At 43.7% G+C, this 15,682-nt stretch carries 17 protein-coding genes; 2 read left to right on the top strand and 15 right to left on the bottom strand.

Translation table 11 applies throughout. From position 1 onward, the window contains the following. Nucleotides 1–16 precede the first annotated feature (16 nt). The 13 genes from dnaG to G414_RS0100375 form a co-directional block, all read right to left on the bottom strand. A complete protein-coding gene (gene dnaG / locus G414_RS0100435; protein ID WP_022790890.1) occupies nt 17–1,882 on the bottom strand; it encodes a DNA primase in 1,866 nt (621 codons plus the stop codon). A 56-nt stretch (nt 1,883–1,938) separates the two neighbouring features. After that, nucleotides 1,939–3,291 carry an MDR family MFS transporter gene (locus tag G414_RS0100430; protein WP_022790889.1) on the bottom strand — a complete coding sequence of 451 codons (1,353 nt, stop codon included), beginning with the start codon at nt 3,289–3,291 and terminating at the stop codon, nt 1,939–1,941. A 157-nt stretch (nt 3,292–3,448) separates the two neighbouring features. Further along, nucleotides 3,449–4,516, bottom strand: coding sequence for a SepM family pheromone-processing serine protease (locus G414_RS0100425; RefSeq protein WP_022790888.1), 1,068 nt, complete (start codon nt 4,514–4,516; stop codon nt 3,449–3,451). Beyond that, nucleotides 4,504–4,998: a pantetheine-phosphate adenylyltransferase gene (coaD, locus tag G414_RS0100420; protein WP_022790887.1), complete on the bottom strand. Its 495-nt coding sequence runs from the start codon at nt 4,996–4,998 to the stop codon at nt 4,504–4,506. Before coaD ends, G414_RS0100425 begins: the two co-directional genes overlap by 13 nt. Before the next feature lie 5 nt (nt 4,999–5,003). Further along, nucleotides 5,004–5,555, bottom strand: coding sequence for a 16S rRNA (guanine(966)-N(2))-methyltransferase RsmD (rsmD, locus tag G414_RS0100415; RefSeq protein ID WP_022790886.1), 552 nt, complete (start codon nt 5,553–5,555; stop codon nt 5,004–5,006). Between the two features lies 1 nt (nt 5,556). Then, on the bottom strand, nt 5,557–5,871 hold the full coding sequence (locus tag G414_RS0100410; RefSeq protein ID WP_022790885.1) for a YlbG family protein: 315 nt from the start codon (nt 5,869–5,871) through the stop codon (nt 5,557–5,559). Beyond that, on the bottom strand, nt 5,861–7,099 hold the full coding sequence (locus tag G414_RS0100405; protein ID WP_022790884.1) for an FtsW/RodA/SpoVE family cell cycle protein: 1,239 nt from the start codon (nt 7,097–7,099) through the stop codon (nt 5,861–5,863). Before G414_RS0100405 ends, G414_RS0100410 begins: the two co-directional genes overlap by 11 nt. Nucleotides 7,100–7,240: 141 nt before the next feature. Beyond that, on the bottom strand, nt 7,241–9,085 hold the full coding sequence (gene typA / locus G414_RS0100400; protein ID WP_022790883.1) for a translational GTPase TypA: 1,845 nt from the start codon (nt 9,083–9,085) through the stop codon (nt 7,241–7,243). 147 nt (nt 9,086–9,232) lie between these two features. After that, a complete protein-coding gene (locus G414_RS0100395; RefSeq protein ID WP_022790882.1) occupies nt 9,233–10,015 on the bottom strand; it encodes an inositol monophosphatase family protein in 783 nt (260 codons plus the stop codon). 4 nt (nt 10,016–10,019) lie between these two features. Continuing rightward, nucleotides 10,020–10,298, bottom strand: a complete 279-nt coding sequence (locus G414_RS0100390) for a UPF0223 family protein (RefSeq protein WP_022790881.1) — start codon at nt 10,296–10,298, stop codon at nt 10,020–10,022. A gap of 6 nt (nt 10,299–10,304) precedes the next feature. Then, complete coding sequence (gene def, locus G414_RS0100385) at nt 10,305–10,880, bottom strand: peptide deformylase (RefSeq protein WP_027694452.1); 576 nt, start codon at nt 10,878–10,880, stop codon at nt 10,305–10,307. A gap of 64 nt (nt 10,881–10,944) precedes the next feature. Then, entirely contained in the window at nt 10,945–11,433 is a 489-nt protein-coding gene (locus tag G414_RS0100380; RefSeq protein ID WP_022790879.1) for a hypothetical protein, read from the bottom strand. Nucleotides 11,434–11,480: 47 nt separating this feature from the next. Next, the gene (locus G414_RS0100375; RefSeq protein WP_022790878.1) at nt 11,481–12,077 is read right to left on the bottom strand and encodes a hypothetical protein; all 597 of its coding nucleotides are present in this window, start codon (nt 12,075–12,077) and stop codon (nt 11,481–11,483) included. A 371-nt stretch (nt 12,078–12,448) separates the two neighbouring features. On the opposite strand from G414_RS0100375, the gene G414_RS0100370 reads away from it, so the two are divergent. Next, nucleotides 12,449–12,661, top strand: coding sequence for a DNA-directed RNA polymerase subunit epsilon (locus G414_RS0100370; RefSeq protein ID WP_022790877.1), 213 nt, complete (start codon nt 12,449–12,451; stop codon nt 12,659–12,661). 3 nt (nt 12,662–12,664) lie between these two features. Further along, nucleotides 12,665–14,347 carry a ribonuclease J1 gene (rnjA, locus tag G414_RS0100365; protein ID WP_022790876.1) on the top strand — a complete coding sequence of 561 codons (1,683 nt, stop codon included), beginning with the start codon at nt 12,665–12,667 and terminating at the stop codon, nt 14,345–14,347. An 81-nt stretch (nt 14,348–14,428) separates the two neighbouring features. On the opposite strand, the gene G414_RS0100360 is transcribed toward rnjA, so the two are convergent. Continuing rightward, the gene (locus G414_RS0100360; RefSeq protein WP_022790875.1) at nt 14,429–15,127 is read right to left on the bottom strand and encodes a YjjG family noncanonical pyrimidine nucleotidase; all 699 of its coding nucleotides are present in this window, start codon (nt 15,125–15,127) and stop codon (nt 14,429–14,431) included. Between the two features lie 171 nt (nt 15,128–15,298). Next, complete coding sequence (locus G414_RS07605; protein ID WP_022790874.1) at nt 15,299–15,457, bottom strand: hypothetical protein; 159 nt, start codon at nt 15,455–15,457, stop codon at nt 15,299–15,301. Between the last annotated feature and the right edge of the window lie 225 nt (nt 15,458–15,682).

Genomic DNA, 15,682 nt, shown 5'->3' with positions numbered 1-15,682 from the left:
TCTCCTTGTTTATCCTTTAATGCTCGTTGCCGACTTGTTTTTCCTTCAAGGCTTGTATGAGTTCGATACTTAGTTGTGCAACCCGACCCATGTCCTGCATTTGTTGGGCCTCAGTCAACTGTCGTTTCAAACTTTGAATTCGCTCAACGAGGGGTTCTTCACGCATAATCACATTAATATAGTCATCCACTAGATTTGGACGAGCAAATAGCTCATCCGGGATTGCCTCAAGATCGACTAAGATCCTGGTTAACTCAGGTTTTTTCACGAAATCCATGAAACCATTCAAGTCAAGGGGCGCCTTAACTGACTGCTCATCACGGTAAGCACTTGCCAAGAGCAAGAGTGTCTCATAATTAACATCAGCAAATTGAAAGCCAGCCAGATTAGTAACGGTTAACCAGATCTGTTCATCACGTAACATCCAGGCAAGCAGCGCCTGTTCAGCCTGCTCCAAACGAGATGGCCGTTGATGAGGAGACCCTACGACTGGACTTGCAGTCGGTACCGTATCATATTCACTAGGCCCTTGTGCCTGATGAGCCCGTTTTGCCATTAGTAGGGGGCGCAACTGATCCTTTAAGGCCGCCATACTAACAGAATAATCATCAGCTAACCGCTGTAGATAAGTTTCACGCGCTACAGGTTCTTTCACCTCTGCAATCACTTTTAGTGCATCATCTAAATAAGCTAAACGGTCCTGTTGCTGACCCATATTCCGATTTGCTTTTAAATAACGTAGTTGGAAGGTAATGGGGTCTTCAAGATGCTCTTGGAGGACCTGCACTAAACTCGCCGCATCATGTGACCTTAAATATTCATCGGGATCCTGTTGGTCAGGAATATGCACAATTACTGGCTTTAAGGATGAGCCCTTAATTAGTGACAGCGCGCGGGCCGTTGCCTTTTGACCTGCCTGGTCGGCATCATAACTAATTTTAATCCGATCGGCCAGATGGGCCAACTGCTGAACCTGCTGTGGGGTCAATGAAGTCCCCATGGAAGCAACCCCATTGGTTACACCCGCCTGAAAAGCGGCCAGGACATCCATATAACCTTCAAATAAAACAACCTCTTTGCTCTGCTTGATACTTGCTTTGGCTAAGTCCAGGTTGAAGACTTCTTGGGACTTATCAAACAACTGACTTTCCGGACTATTAATATACTTGGGCTGGTCACTATCATCAGTCAGTCGCCGTCCAGAAAAGGCAATGGGATGTCCATTTTGATCACGGATTGTAAAAAGTACCCGATCAGTAAAACGGTCATGTAAGCTACCATCATCCCATTCGACAAAAAGCTTTGATGCCCTTAATAACTGGTAATCAACCGCTTTATTCGTAAAGTAGGCTAAGAGTACATCTTGACTCGGTGCATAACCTAACATAAAAGCATCAATTGTCTGGTCATCAAGCCCTCTTTGCTGCAAGTAGCTTAAGGCGGGTTCACCACTAGTCGTATTGACTAATAAATGATGATATAACTTAGCAGCATCTGCATAAAGGTCACGTAAAGCTTGTGTTTGCTGGTCAACTTTTGGGGCAACCGTAGTCGCCTGATATTGATCTGGCAAGTCAATGCCGGCCTCCTGAGCAACTTGCACCACAGCCTGAGGAAACGACAGCCCTTTTAAGTCCATTAAAAAGGTAAAGGCATTTCCTCCCCGACCACAGGAAAAACAATGAAAAATTTGTTTCTCCTCATTAACTGAAAATGAAGGGGTCCGCTCTTCATGAAAGGGACAGACGCCAAAGAGATTACGCCCTTGTTTTTTCAACTGTACATAAGGTGAAATAACATCGACAATGTTAACATGTTCTCGCACGTCAGCAACAACTTCTTCTGGTATGCGTGTAGGCGTGACGGTCACCTCCCTTTTCATAACTGGGGTCAGTCTCAATTCCCACCATTATACGCTTTTTACCCCGTTTTTGGCAACTAAACGCTAGCCTTGTGCTTAAGATAGATTAAGTTAGCACCAAAGACAATTACGGCAATCAAGATGAGCATTGTGAGACACATTAACCCATTTTGTGATCCTTGTACGACTCCGGTTACTGGGTGTTTTGCAACAGCTTGAGCCAAAAATTGTGCCATCACAGCTGTTGCGCTCGCACCAATAAACTGTTGGAGTGTATTTAAAACGCTATTCCCATCAGCATGGTCCTCTATAGGTAGCAATCCTAACGCCGTTGTCATTAGATTGCTATAAGCAAACCCGACTCCGGTCATCAACACGACATGTCCCAGTAAGAGACCGCCAAATGATAACCGCGGAAAGAACCAGGTCATCACCATTAAAGCGAGTGTAGCAGTTACTAATCCAAAACCAATTGGTTTAGCATAGCCATAACGGTCCAGCAGACGGCCGGAAACTGGGGCTAAAATGGCCCCCATTACGGCGCCTGGGAACATAAAGAGACCTGCAGTCGTTGCACTGACATGTAAGGCCAGCTGCAAATAATTTGGGAGCACGAAAGACAGTCCTAACAAAACAGCCTGAAAAACTAAGAAGGCATATACCATTCCCGCAAAGCCGGCCAGCTTAAAAATACGCAAATTTAATAACGGATGCCGGCGATTCATCAAGATAAAACAGGTAAAAGGCAGTAGGCTAACCAATGCCAGCCAGACTGACTGGCCATCAATAGCCAACAAAAGCGCTGTCAACCCCAAAGCCAAGCTCAGAAAGGCCCCCCAATTTAACGTCTCCTTTGGGTGAGTTTGCTCAGCGGGAATACTACGCAGCCCTAAAACAAGTGAAAACCCTAAGATGAGCAGTAAGAACCAAAAAATACTACGCCAACCTAAGGTAGATAATAAAAGGCCGCCATAAGTTGGTCCAATCGCTGGCGCAATAGAGGTAGTCATCGTACCAATCCCCATCATAACACCCCGTTTAGCTAATGGTGACTTGGTTAAAATAATATGAAACATTAGGGGTAACGCAATTCCCGTACCAATCCCCTGCGCTAGCCTACCCAATAAGAGTATAGCTAAGGTCGGCGAGAAACTATCTAGCATCAAGCCCAGGATAAAAACACCATTGGACCAAGTAAATAACTGCCGGACTGAAAAACGACGAATTAAATATGCCGTTACCGGTACAACCACCGCAATGGCTAACAAATATCCAGTTGTAACCCACTGGACACCACTGGCATTGGTATGAAATTCTTGCATTAAGTGCGGAAATGTAACGTTCATGGACGTTTCAATTAAAACACCGCTAAATCCCATCATCCCAGTTGCAATGACTGCGCCTAACACCTGCCATTCTTTCGTTTTCATCATTTCCTCCTTTCAACTGGACATTCCTGATTTGATTTGACGTTAAAAAAACGAAGCACCCCACCGCCTGGATGAATTGCCTCGTTACTTTTCGTCAACTTATTAAAACGTTTAACGTATACTTCTCATTCTAGCAAAAATTAAAATAGCCTGTCAATTAATGAGCTGAGCGTTCTAGATAGGTAATTGCTTCTTGGAACGTTTTGATGGGTACAATTTTCATATCAGGGGCATATTTGCGTGCCGTTTCCTTAGCTAACTGGTAGTTTGTCTTTCCATCAGGTTCATACTGTAAGACGGTTTTACTTGGTTTAATATAAGGAGCTAAAAAGATTTTAACGCCGGCTTGTTTAGCCGCTAACACCTTTTTATCGATGCCTCCAATTTCACCAATCTGCCCGTCTTGATCAATCGTTCCAGTCCCCGCAATTTTACGTCCCTGTGCTAGATTGGTCTTTGATAGAGCATCGTACATCTCAAGGGCAAACATCAACCCACCTGACGGACCGCCAATCTCACCCAAATCAGCTGTAATTGGCCGCGTTGGCGCTTTCACCGTAACGTCATCCGTCAAGGCAATCCCAATGCCAGAGGTTTTTTTAGTTCCGGCTAGTGGAACTGTCTTGCCACTAGCTTCCTTTTTTGCTTTATCATGCAAATACGAAATGGTTAAGTCCGTGCCAATGGGCTGCCGCCGAATATATTTTTGAAAGGCTTGTGCACTGTCAAAGTGTTGCTTATCTATCGCAGTTACTGTATCACCTATCGACAAGGACTTTTTAAAGTGTGAGTTATCTTGAATTCCCATCACGTAAATACCTTTGAATAAGCGCTCATAAGGCACATGGGCCGCCCGATATGCATTCGCTTTAGCCTCGTTAATCGAAGATTGCATATAAACCCGATTTAATGCTTGATCTTCACTCATATTCCCAGAACCACCCGTCGCTTCACGCGCAGTCATCACGTCAGTTGTGGGATCTGCTAGGCTCGTTAACAAGGCCAGCCCGTTTAGTTGCGCGATACTTACCGAGGTTAGCATAAATTGACCATCAAGTTTTGGCTTGCGATGATCAACCTTTATATAATTAGTTAAATTCTCTGCTGTCCCGACCTGTTCCGCATAAAAAGGTAAGGGCATCACTAAGAGAATTGCGATAACCATTACCAAAATTGTGGTTAAACGCCTTTTATACCTGGCCATCTTTCCTATCACTTTGCGCACGAGCCTCTTTCCTCCATCTTTTCTTCTAGTGCATCCTTGACCACAGAAGGAACATAGGGACTAACATTTCCACCAGCCATAGCAACTTCCTTTAGCATGCTACTTGCCAGCATTTGATCTGAGGGCCTAGCCTGCAAGTAGACCGTTTCTAAGCCTGCTAATTGATAATTCATTTCTGCAATCTTTTGTTCGTATTCAAAATCACCAGCCGTTCTCAGCCCTCGAATCAAATAGCGAGCCCCCATTTGGCGGGCAAAATCTGCCGTTAGTCCTGTCAATACCTGCACTTGCACCTTGTTACTAGCAGGTACACTCGCTTGAATTAAAGTAACCCGCTCACTTGGCGAAAACAACGTCGTTTTACTCTGATTTTGACCAACTCCAATAATCAATTCGTCAAACAGCTCTACCGCACGTTTAACAATCGCCAAATGCCCATTTGTAAATGGGTCAAAACTTCCCGCATAAACTGCTCGTTTCATCTTTTTTACCCCATAAACTGATAAATTGTCACTACTGTAATACCATAGTCACGCCGCTTAAGCAGTTTAAATTGACCAAACTGTTCTGGAAGATTGGCCTCTTGGTCAGTTTCTGCAACAATCAACGCCCCAGACGCCACTAACTGTGCAGCAACGAGGGCTTCTAAATCAGCAGTGATTGTCTGCTTGGCATAAGGTGGATCAAAGTATAAAACATCAAAGGGGGGTTGACCCTTTAAACGTTGAATGGCAGCTTGGGCACTGCTTTTTATCACTTTAAAACGTTCTGTAGCCTTAGTCAGGTCAATATTTGCTTGGATTGTTTTAATCGCTGCATACTGGCGATCCACCAAAACAGCCTCATCAATGCCCCGCGAGACCCCCTCAATAGATAGGCCACCTGATCCGGCATATAAGTCTAGCGACCGACCACCAGTAAAATAGGGACCAATCATATTAAAAATGGCCTCTTTAACCTTATCAGTCGTTGGTCGCGTTGCAGTACCTGGTACGGCCTTAAGCGGTCGCCCCCTGAATTCTCCGCTTACAATCCTCATTTTATAATTCCTCTTCTGTCGCCGGTACATTACCTAATTCATGATCATCCACCGTAAAGGCCGTTGCATCTTGACTATCTGAGCCCACGGTTGTATCAACGTCTGGCCATTGTGATTCAATGACATGATCAACGAAACTTAAGCGTTCAATCACCGTTTTTTTTGTTGTAATATCAGCCTCATTCATATAAATTGAGGCATACTTCATCTTTGTAGATACATAATTAACAATTCCAAAACGCCGTAACTGCTTAGCCTGACGAGGATTTTTCAAATACACAATTAAAGCACGCCGTTTAGTCTGCTCAAAAACCATGTTGACTCCTTTCTATTCCATCTTGTTCACGCCGAATACAGCCAATCACATTTAACACTAACCCAAAGGTCAATCCCCAAGACAACAAGGAGGAACCACCATAGGAGATAAGTGGGAATGTCACCCCAGTAATGGGCAGTAATCCCGTAACACCACCTAAATTCACTAATATTTGAACGGTAATATAACTGGCTGTTCCCAGTAAAATTAACCGATACTGGATGTTTTTAGTCGAAATGCCAAAGAGGACCAGGCGAATAATGAGAACGGCAAAGAGGCCTAATATCACCCAAATCGTCACGACCCCTAATTCTTCGCCCACAATCGCCATAATAAAGTCAGTATTTGGTTCCGGCAACAAGCCTAACTTTTGGATACTGTTTCCCAGGCCACGACCAAACCAGCCACCATTGCTAAGCGCATAGTATGAATTGATTAATTGATGACCGGCATCTCCAGCTTGCCAAGGGTCCAAAAATGATTCAAAACGCAGGGCCTGATAAGGTTGCAATAAGTGCAACGAAACAAAAAAAGGCACTAAGCTAGCTAAGCCCAAAATTAATACAGCCACGGCTATAATCGTTATGACAACAAACAATGGAGAAATACCAGCTACTAAGGCCATGACCGTCCCAATCGTCATTAAGATGAGAGCCCCTCCCATATCCGGCATCGACAAGGTAAATGCAAACCCAATCAAGGGTAGACCCCAAATATTCATGCGAATAACCTGCGAAAAAAAGCTACTTGCCTTACCATACCAAGGATGGGTATAAAGCTTGGCAAACCGCATGGCAAACCATAAGATTAAAGCCGTCTTGAAATATTCAACTGGTTGAAATCCAAAGCCACCCAAATAGAGCCAGCCATGTGCTCCACTGGTAACCGGGCCAAAAAGTCGCGTAATGGCCAATAAACCAATGAGGAGCAAAACAATGCAGACAACAAACTGCCGATAGGCCCGGCTCTGCCATTTTATCTTAAGCATGAAGATAATAAGCATCACTATACTAGCAAACACCGCAAAAAAGGCTTGCTTTCTTAAGAAACTACCTGCACTTCCAGATGCCATATTAGTGCTGGCCGTGTAAACCATGACACAGCCAAACACCATGAGTCCAATCACAATCGATATCGTCCATAAGTCGAGGTAACGAAATTTTCGTCTCAAGAACTGGTGCCAACGGTGCCACAGGTTTTTGAACCGGTGCGTTTGTTCCGTATACATGCAAAGTGCTCCTTTATCATTAATAATCTTTTCTATTTTAGCACAGTTTATCGCTAACGGGCGCAAGCAAGTTCCCTTGCCTATTTAAAAAACAGGCTCTTACTTTTAAAAGTAAGAACCTGTTTTCCCTTAGTCTAATCTTTATCCTTGACGTGATGCCTTACGCCGCTTAGCAGCCTTTTCACGTTCACTTGTATTCAAAATTTGCTTACGAATACGCACATTCTCTGGTGTTACTTCCGCATACTCATCTTCATTTAAGAACTCTAATGACTCTTCAAGAGTCATATCCCGTGGTGTCTTAATTGAAGCAGTTTGGTCTTTATTTGAAGAACGCACGTTAGTCATATTCTTAGCCTTGGTAACGTTGACTGAAATGTCATTGTCACGGCTATTCATACCAACAACCATTCCTTCATAAACCTCGGTACCAGGATGTACAAACATCGTACCACGATCTTCAACACCCATAATGGCGTAGGTGGTAGTAGCACCTTGATTAATGGAAACCAAAGCACCATTACGACGGCCAGGCTCCCAGTTCTTGACAACAGGCGCGTACTTTTCGAAGGTATGGTTGTAAATACCATAACCACGCGTTAATGAAAGGAATTCAGTTGCATATCCGATCAAGCCCCGTGATGGCACTAAGAACTCTAAACGGGTAGTACCATTACCCGTTGACTCCATGTTTTGCATCTCACCCTTACGTTGAGCCAATGAATCAATAACTGAACCAGTATACTCATCTGGGGTATCAATTTGCACAGCTTCGAAAGGCTCTGAATCAACACCATCAATATTCCGGAAAATAACTTCTGGACGTGATACTTGCAACTCAAATCCTTCACGGCGCAAGTTTTCAATCAAAATTGACAAATGCAACTCACCACGACCAGATACTAGCCAAGCGCCGGCCTCATCCGTTGATTCAACCCGCAAAGAAACATCAGTATGCAATTCACGCATCAAACGGTCTTCTAATTGGCGGGCCGTAACAAACTTACCTTCACGACCAGCAAAGGGTGAATCGTTTGTCCGGAAAGTCATCTGCAAGGTTGGTTCATCGATGCGTAAGATAGGCAAAGCCTCTGGATGGTCAGGTGAAACAACGGTTTCACCCACTGAAATTTCATCCATACCAGAAACAGCAATCAAATCACCAGCTTCAGCTTCTTGAATATCAACCCGGTCCAAGCCCAAGTAACCAAATAACTTTGTTACTCGGAAATTATGTTGTGAGCCATCAAGTTTCATAACCGAAACTTGATCACCAATCTTGATTTTACCATTAAAGACACGCCCAATTCCAATTCGACCAACGAAGTCATTATAGTCAAGTAAGGCCACTTGGAATTGAAGAGGCTTGTCTGAAGTATCTTCAGGAGCAGGAATAGTCTTAAAGACAGTGTCAAAGATTGGTGTCATCGTATGCTCTTGCGTTTGAATATCAGGATCATATGAAGACGTTCCATTCATGGCTGAAGCATAAATCACTGGGAAGTCCAGTTGATCCTCATCGGCTCCCAATTCAATGAACAAATCCAAAACTTCATCAACCACTTCTTCTGGTCGGGCACCTGGACGATCGACCTTGTTAACAACCACGATGGGCGTCAAGTTTTGTTCGAAAGCCTTCTTAAGCACGAAACGTGTTTGAGGCATAGTTCCTTCAAAGGCGTCAACCACCAAAAGTACACCGTCAACCATGCCCATGATTCGTTCAACTTCACCACCAAAGTCGGCGTGACCAGGGGTGTCTAGGATGTTGATTTGCTTATCACCGACATGAACGGCGGTATTCTTGGCTAAAATCGTGATACCACGTTCTTTTTCGATGTCATTGGTGTCCAAAGCCCGATCACCAAGTTCTGTTCGCATATCCAAAGTATCAGATTGCTTCAACATTTCGTTAACTAAGGTTGTCTTACCATGGTCAACGTGGGCGATGATTGCAATATTACGAAGATTTTCACGTTTTGCCAAATTTCTATTCTCCTTGACTTTCTGTCAGCTAAATTCCAGTCTTTGTACTAACTACACTACTCATTAAAAAAATTGGGCACTTACTTGCTACAAGCACCTAAAACAATTGCGTGACATAAAAAGTCAAGCGCCCGATGACTCAGACGCTTAATTAGACTGCTCAATTGTCATGATGCTTGCATATGTACTTGGTGTTGCCACTACGACTGACCCTGATTGTAGCACATCGATTGGTTGACCGTCAACTCTTCCAACCCGCAACTGGAGACTCTGGGCCAACACAATACCAGCCGCATAATCCCACGGCCGCATAGCGGATAAATAACCTACGGCCTGTCCTCTTAAGACATGCATAAAAGAAATCCCGGCTGATCCATAAATACGAAATCCTAACGCTTGGCGGGCAATTTCAGGGAGCGCCATTTCGCCACGCAATAACCGATACCCCGATAAAATCATTAAGCCCTCATTTAAGTCCCGATTCAAAGGAGTTGCTAGAACCTGTTCGTTTTGCCAGATCCCCAACTCTGGCCCACCATGAATCACCTCATGATTAACCACATCCATAATCCAAGCTAACAGGGGTTTCCCATCCTCAAAAACTGCCAACATCGTTGCAAATTCGGCATGTTCAGTAACAAAATTCATGGTGCCATCAATTGGATCAACAAACCATACCTGACCAGCTAAAGATGATACTGCATCCCCATAACCTTCCTCACTTAGAATATTAGCATGGGGATTATATTCATGAATTTTGCCAACATAAAATTGTTCCGTTTCACGGTCAACATCTGTTACTAAATCACGAGCACCATCTTTGGTGGATACATGAAAATGCTGATCAAGCCGTTTTAAAATCCGTGTATGGGCCTCATCTAACCACCCCATCACTTGGCGATCAAGGGCCCGCTGTTGTGTCACATTCACTGGACTAACCCTCCATTTTGATTACCTTCTTTTGGCTTTGTTTTGCCAATTGAACGGCCCGATAAATAGAATAACCTGAAAGTTGTTCAAACTGACGACTCAGTTGTTTTTCTTCGCTCTTGGCTGGCACCACCTCTTTAAAGGCTTGATAAGCAGCTAATAACGTTTCTCGGTTAACGCCACCTTCATAAGCTTGTGCAACTTGGCTATACAAGTGGCTAACTTTCACAATATCTGTAGTTGTCCAGCCTGCTAAAAGCGGATAATTAAAATTCTGTTGCATCAGTGCCTACCCAACGTAATGTGTATGTTCATGCTCTAACCAAGGGTCGGTCTGGTTAATATGATCATAGTACAAGGTACCTTGTAGGTGCTCAATTTCATGTTGAAAAACAATGGCTGGATAGCCCTGCAAACGCAATTCTTGCTTCCGCCCCTGTTCATCCTGATAATGAACTGTAATCCGATCTGCCCGTTCTACTAGGCCAGGAACGTCCTCATCCACTGAAAGGCAGCCTTCCCCCATTTGAAGCGCAGTCTGTTTAACTGACTGTCTTGTAATGACCGGATTAAAGATGACCCCCTTAAAGAAAAAGCCGTCCTCTTCATCGGTTCCATCAACATCCAAGTTAGGGATTAATATGGCTGCATACTGTTTTGAAACCCCTACCTGTGGCCCGGCTAAACCTACACCGGGTCGTAGTCCATAGGCCTTATTGCGTTCTTCATCCTGACTAACAACCAAATATTCCATCATAGCATTCACAATGGATTGGTCTTCTTCAGATAATGGGAAAGTTACTTTTTGAGCGCGCTGGCGTAAGACGGGGTCTCCGTCCCGTACAATCTCATCCATTTTATACATTATTAAGCTTGCTCCGTTTCTTAAAAATTTATCCCTATTAGTATACACTACTTTCACTGATAAGCTAAAGTGGTTGATTCAACTTGGCTAAATCGCGTAGGTAGGCTGCTGTTTCCGCATTAATGATATGTGCAATGTCTAAATGCAAGTAACACCCACTTGTCTGCTCTTGATACCAAACATCAGTTAGCACCAGTGCATAGGGCTGTTCATCAAATCGGGGCAGCTTTTCTTTTGCATCGTACTCCTCAAGGGCCCTACTTAGGGTGTCTTTGACCTGTCCAAGCGGGAATTGTCTTGAGATCGGTAGTTGGCATTCAAAGGCCATCACTTCATGTCCCCAAATATTAGCTACCAGGGTCGTGCGAATCGCCTTAGCTGGCTCTTTAACTGCTAACTGACTCGCCAATGCAGGTAAAACCGCATTCAAGGCCTGGTTAACGACATGTTGTGACTGAATAATTTGCTGTTCTGTTAGTCGCCGGCCAATCCGCCGAATCACCGTCAATAAGATTAAAATCAAAATTATAGCGCCAATTATGACTATGTTCATAATGAACCCCTTTCCTAGAGACCCCAGTTATGTTATCCAAGCACCCGTTACGAAGATTGGCTCACCGCCTCTAGAATCCGCTTATTTTTTTGCTTCAACAGTGCCAGTTTAGCTTCATCCATCTGCATTGCCTGAGTAAAGAAGACCTGCCGGTAGTCATCCAAAAGTGTCAGTACTTCAAAAGCTACTTGTTCTTCCCTTGTTATCGGTTGCTGATTAGGGTTAAGTTGAGCTTTTGCCAAGGAAAAATCAGAAAATGCACGCGCTAACCGTGCATTTTCCGTAATGACAGTAACAGACGCAAGGGGCCTTACATCCCTTGGACATAAAGCTAGACCTGCCTTAATAGCCATTAATTCACCGACTTCTTGATTTTCTATCGTCCGCTCCACTTGTGCCAGCTGTTGCGCGGGCATCTCGTGTTCAAGTAAGAGTTCACTATAGACAAGGGCCGCGGTGTTTGCCTGAGCAGCTACGTATAAGTATAGGGCTAGGTCGCTGGGTAAATGGCGGCTTAATTGATTAGCCACTGCCACCTCTTCTGGCGTGGTCATTGGAATATAAGTCCGTCTAAACCGGCGCATCATCCCTCGCTTAAAGCCTGCTAGGTGTTGTCCTAAATAGTGCCACCAATTTTTTCTCATAGTATCTCTTCCTTCCACTTTTATTATCATTGTCCAACCCAAAGCCCTAAGTAGTGATGACCAAGTCGTCAATCCTATTACTAGCTTTAGGCGCTGGTCGCATAAGATTCGAAAAAACATCCTTCATTGATCCGACAGCTTGGTTGTTTACTATAATTAAGTTAGGTCTTCAGCTAGTAAAGCGTATTTCTCAGCTTACTATTCCTGTCACGCTAATCGGTCTTAGTATACCATCTTTTCAAAGGTCGTCCCTTACCTGGCCTGACTCTGACTGTCTTGTCCTGACAACGCCTAGTATTTATCCCCTATTTCTGCTAAACTTAAAAATAAGATTGTTCGGAACAAGAAACTAAAAAGGAGATTTAGCAAACATGATTTTTAAAGTTTACTATCAAGAAAGCAAAAAACAAAACCCAAAGCGTGAAAACACCCACGCCCTCTACCTAGATGCAGTTGATTACCCAACCGCACGCGCAGCCGTAGAGGAAAACACCCCTTTCAATGTTGAACACATTGAACAACTTTCAGAAAAAGCCTTGGCCTATGAACAGCAAAGCCCTGACTTCAAATTGACGGAGTTCTAGCCTATGAGCGATGCTGAACTAAAAATCCGCCCAGATGAAGTAACGGTATACGCGCTCGGTGGCCTTGGTGAAATCGGTAAAAACACCTATGGTATTCAATATAAAGATGAAATCATTGTAGTCGATGCCGGTGTTAAATTCCCAGAAGATGAACTACTGGGGATTGACTATGTCATTCCTGATTACACTTTTCTAAAAGAAAACCGCGATAAGATTAAGGCCCTTGTCATTACCCATGGTCACGAAGACCATATTGGCGCTATTCATTTTTTCTTACAAGCTGTTAACGTGCCTGTTTATGCTGGTCCCTTAGCAATGGCCTTAATTAAAAATAAACTTGAAGAACATCATCTACTAAAGGATGCGGACTTACATGAGATTAATGAAGATACCGTTTTAACCTATGAGAATTTGAGTGTTGAATTTTTCCGAACAACACATTCAATTCCTGACACCTTTGGCGTGGCTGTTCATACGCCTCAAGGAATCGTCGTTGAAACTGGAGACTTTAAGTTTGACTTCACGCCAACCACACATCAGCCACCTAACCTACAAAAGATGGCCCGCTTAGGAGAAGAAGGCGTGCTCCTCTTAATGTCTGATTCAACCAATGCTGAGCGACCTGAATTTACCAAGTCAGAACGTTGGGTTGGTAAGACCATTGATCGCTTATTTGATGAAATTACAGGTCGAATTATATTTGCAACTTTTGCTTCAAATATGTCGCGAGTGCAAATGGCCTGTGAAGCAGCTATCGCTCACGGACGTAAGATTGCCGTCTTTGGTCGTTCTATGGAAAATGCTGTAAAAAATGGTTTGACTTTGGGCTACATCGACGTGCCTGAGGATCAATTTGTTGATGCACGTACCATTAACAAGCTTCCTCCCGAAAAAGTCTTGATTTTATCAACCGGTTCCCAGGGAGAACCAATGGCAGCACTAGCCCGCATTGCTAATGGTACCCACCGTCAAATTAAGATTCAGCCTGATGATACGGTCATTTTCTCAAGCTCGCCAATTCCTGGTAATGCTAGTTCAGTTAACCGGGTTATCAACGAACTCGAAGAAGCTGGTGCCAATGTTATTCATGGTAAGATAAACAATATCCATACATCTGGGCACGGTGGTCAACAAGAACAAAAACTCATGCTTTCCTTAATGAAGCCTAAGTTCTTCATGCCCATTCACGGTGAGTATAGCATGTTAAAGGTTCATGAAGGATTAGCTACCGCCGTTGGTGTTAATCCGGATAATATTTTCTTACTTGATAACGGTGATGTCCTTGCCCTAACCCATGACTCTGCCCGAGTAGCTGGTCATTTCTCAGCGGAAGACACCTACGTTGATGGTAACGGAATTGGTGATGTGGGCACAGCAGTCTTACGGGACCGTAAAATGTTGTCTGAGGATGGCTTGGTTGTTGTGGTCGCTACCATCGACCTTGCCAATCAAGAAATTACCGCCGGCCCTGACATTCTTTCACGTGGCTTTATCTACATGCGTGAATCAGAAGAGCTCATTAATGAAGGACGTCGTGAAATCTTCCATGCAATGATTGCAGCAATGCGCGAGCCAAATGCGAATGAACATAGCATTCGCAATGCCGTTGTATCACGATTGCAACGCTTCCTATTCGAAAAGACGCATCGTCACCCCTTGATTTTACCTATGTTTATTATGATCTAGGTGTGACCAGAAAAAACAAAAAGACTCCCCGCTGATGTATATGCATCAGCGGGGAGTCTTTTTTAACATCTGTTAAATGAACTACTTAGCAAGCAAGCTAGCTAAACTAGGCAAGTCATTGACTTGCGCCTTCACTGCCAAATTAGCTGGTCGTTGCAGGTGGCCATTTAAGTTGACCCAAATAGCATCTAAGTCATATTGCTGGGCCCCTCGTATATCTGAGGCAAGTCCATCACCAATCATCACCGTATTCTTTTTCGTCATTGACGGATTAGCCTTAAAAATGGCATCGAAAAAAGATGGTGCGGGTTTCGCCGCTCCCAGCTGATCAGAAATAAAGACTTGGTCAAAATATACACCAAGACCTGTGTTGGATAATCGTAATTCCTGTGTTTGCGTCTCTCCATTGGTTCCTGCAATCAGAGTGTAGCCTTGCCTTTGCAAGTCCGCAAGCAGCTCTTTAGCATAAGGTACAAGATAATTATTCTGGTTTAACGCCTGGCGAAAGCGTTTTTCAATCGCCTGACCGTCATAATCAGGTTGACCCAGGGCCTTAAATAATTCATTAAAACGGGTGGCATGAATCGTTGCCTTATCAATTGTTTGCTCTTCATAGGCCTGCCAAAGACGGCGATTAATCTTTTCATACGTCGCTAGTGCTACTGGCAAATCAACATCTGCTATTCCTGCTTGGGTTAACACTTTACGCAACCCTTCAAGTTCACCCTGTTTAAAGTCGAGTAAGGTATCGTCAAGATCAAAAATTAAGAACTGATACATCAATATCCCCCTAAGTGGTTGCTACTAAAAAACGTCCAACCACTAAGATGGACGTTTTAAATCATTCTTTTATTATTTTTAGCCCCCAGAACCGCAACGTCCCGGTTGCCAAATGAAGTCCCGCAAAAGAGACTACCTTATCAGGTGTAAGTCGTCTTCAGGCATGAAGGATTACTTTTCCAGCAAACCCATCAGCTGCAATTGACGATACAAGTCCTGTGTCTTAACGTTCTGTAGCCGGCGTGGACGCTTGTTTACCAAAATCTGGCGAACACCATTTTCTTGCAAACGTTGCTTTGCCCATGCTTTTGTTCCAGTTAATGCCATCATTACTTCCTCCTGTAGGTAACTAATCAATCAGTTTTTTACTTACCCCCACATTATAATACATGTGCCTAATAATGAAAAGAGGCGGCAATGGGTCTTTTACCTAGCTTGGTCAACAAGAAAAATGGCTTATGCTTACTAAACTGATAAAACTTAGTCACTTTACTGGTTGTTTGTTCTTATTCGTATTACACTTAACTTAAGTTTTAATCTATTATGATTTTAAGG

The sequence above is a fragment of the Weissella halotolerans DSM 20190 genome, from assembly GCF_000420365.1.
GTDB lineage: Bacteria > Bacillota > Bacilli > Lactobacillales > Lactobacillaceae > Weissella > Weissella halotolerans.
This window is presented reverse-complemented; position numbering and strand designations above follow the sequence as displayed.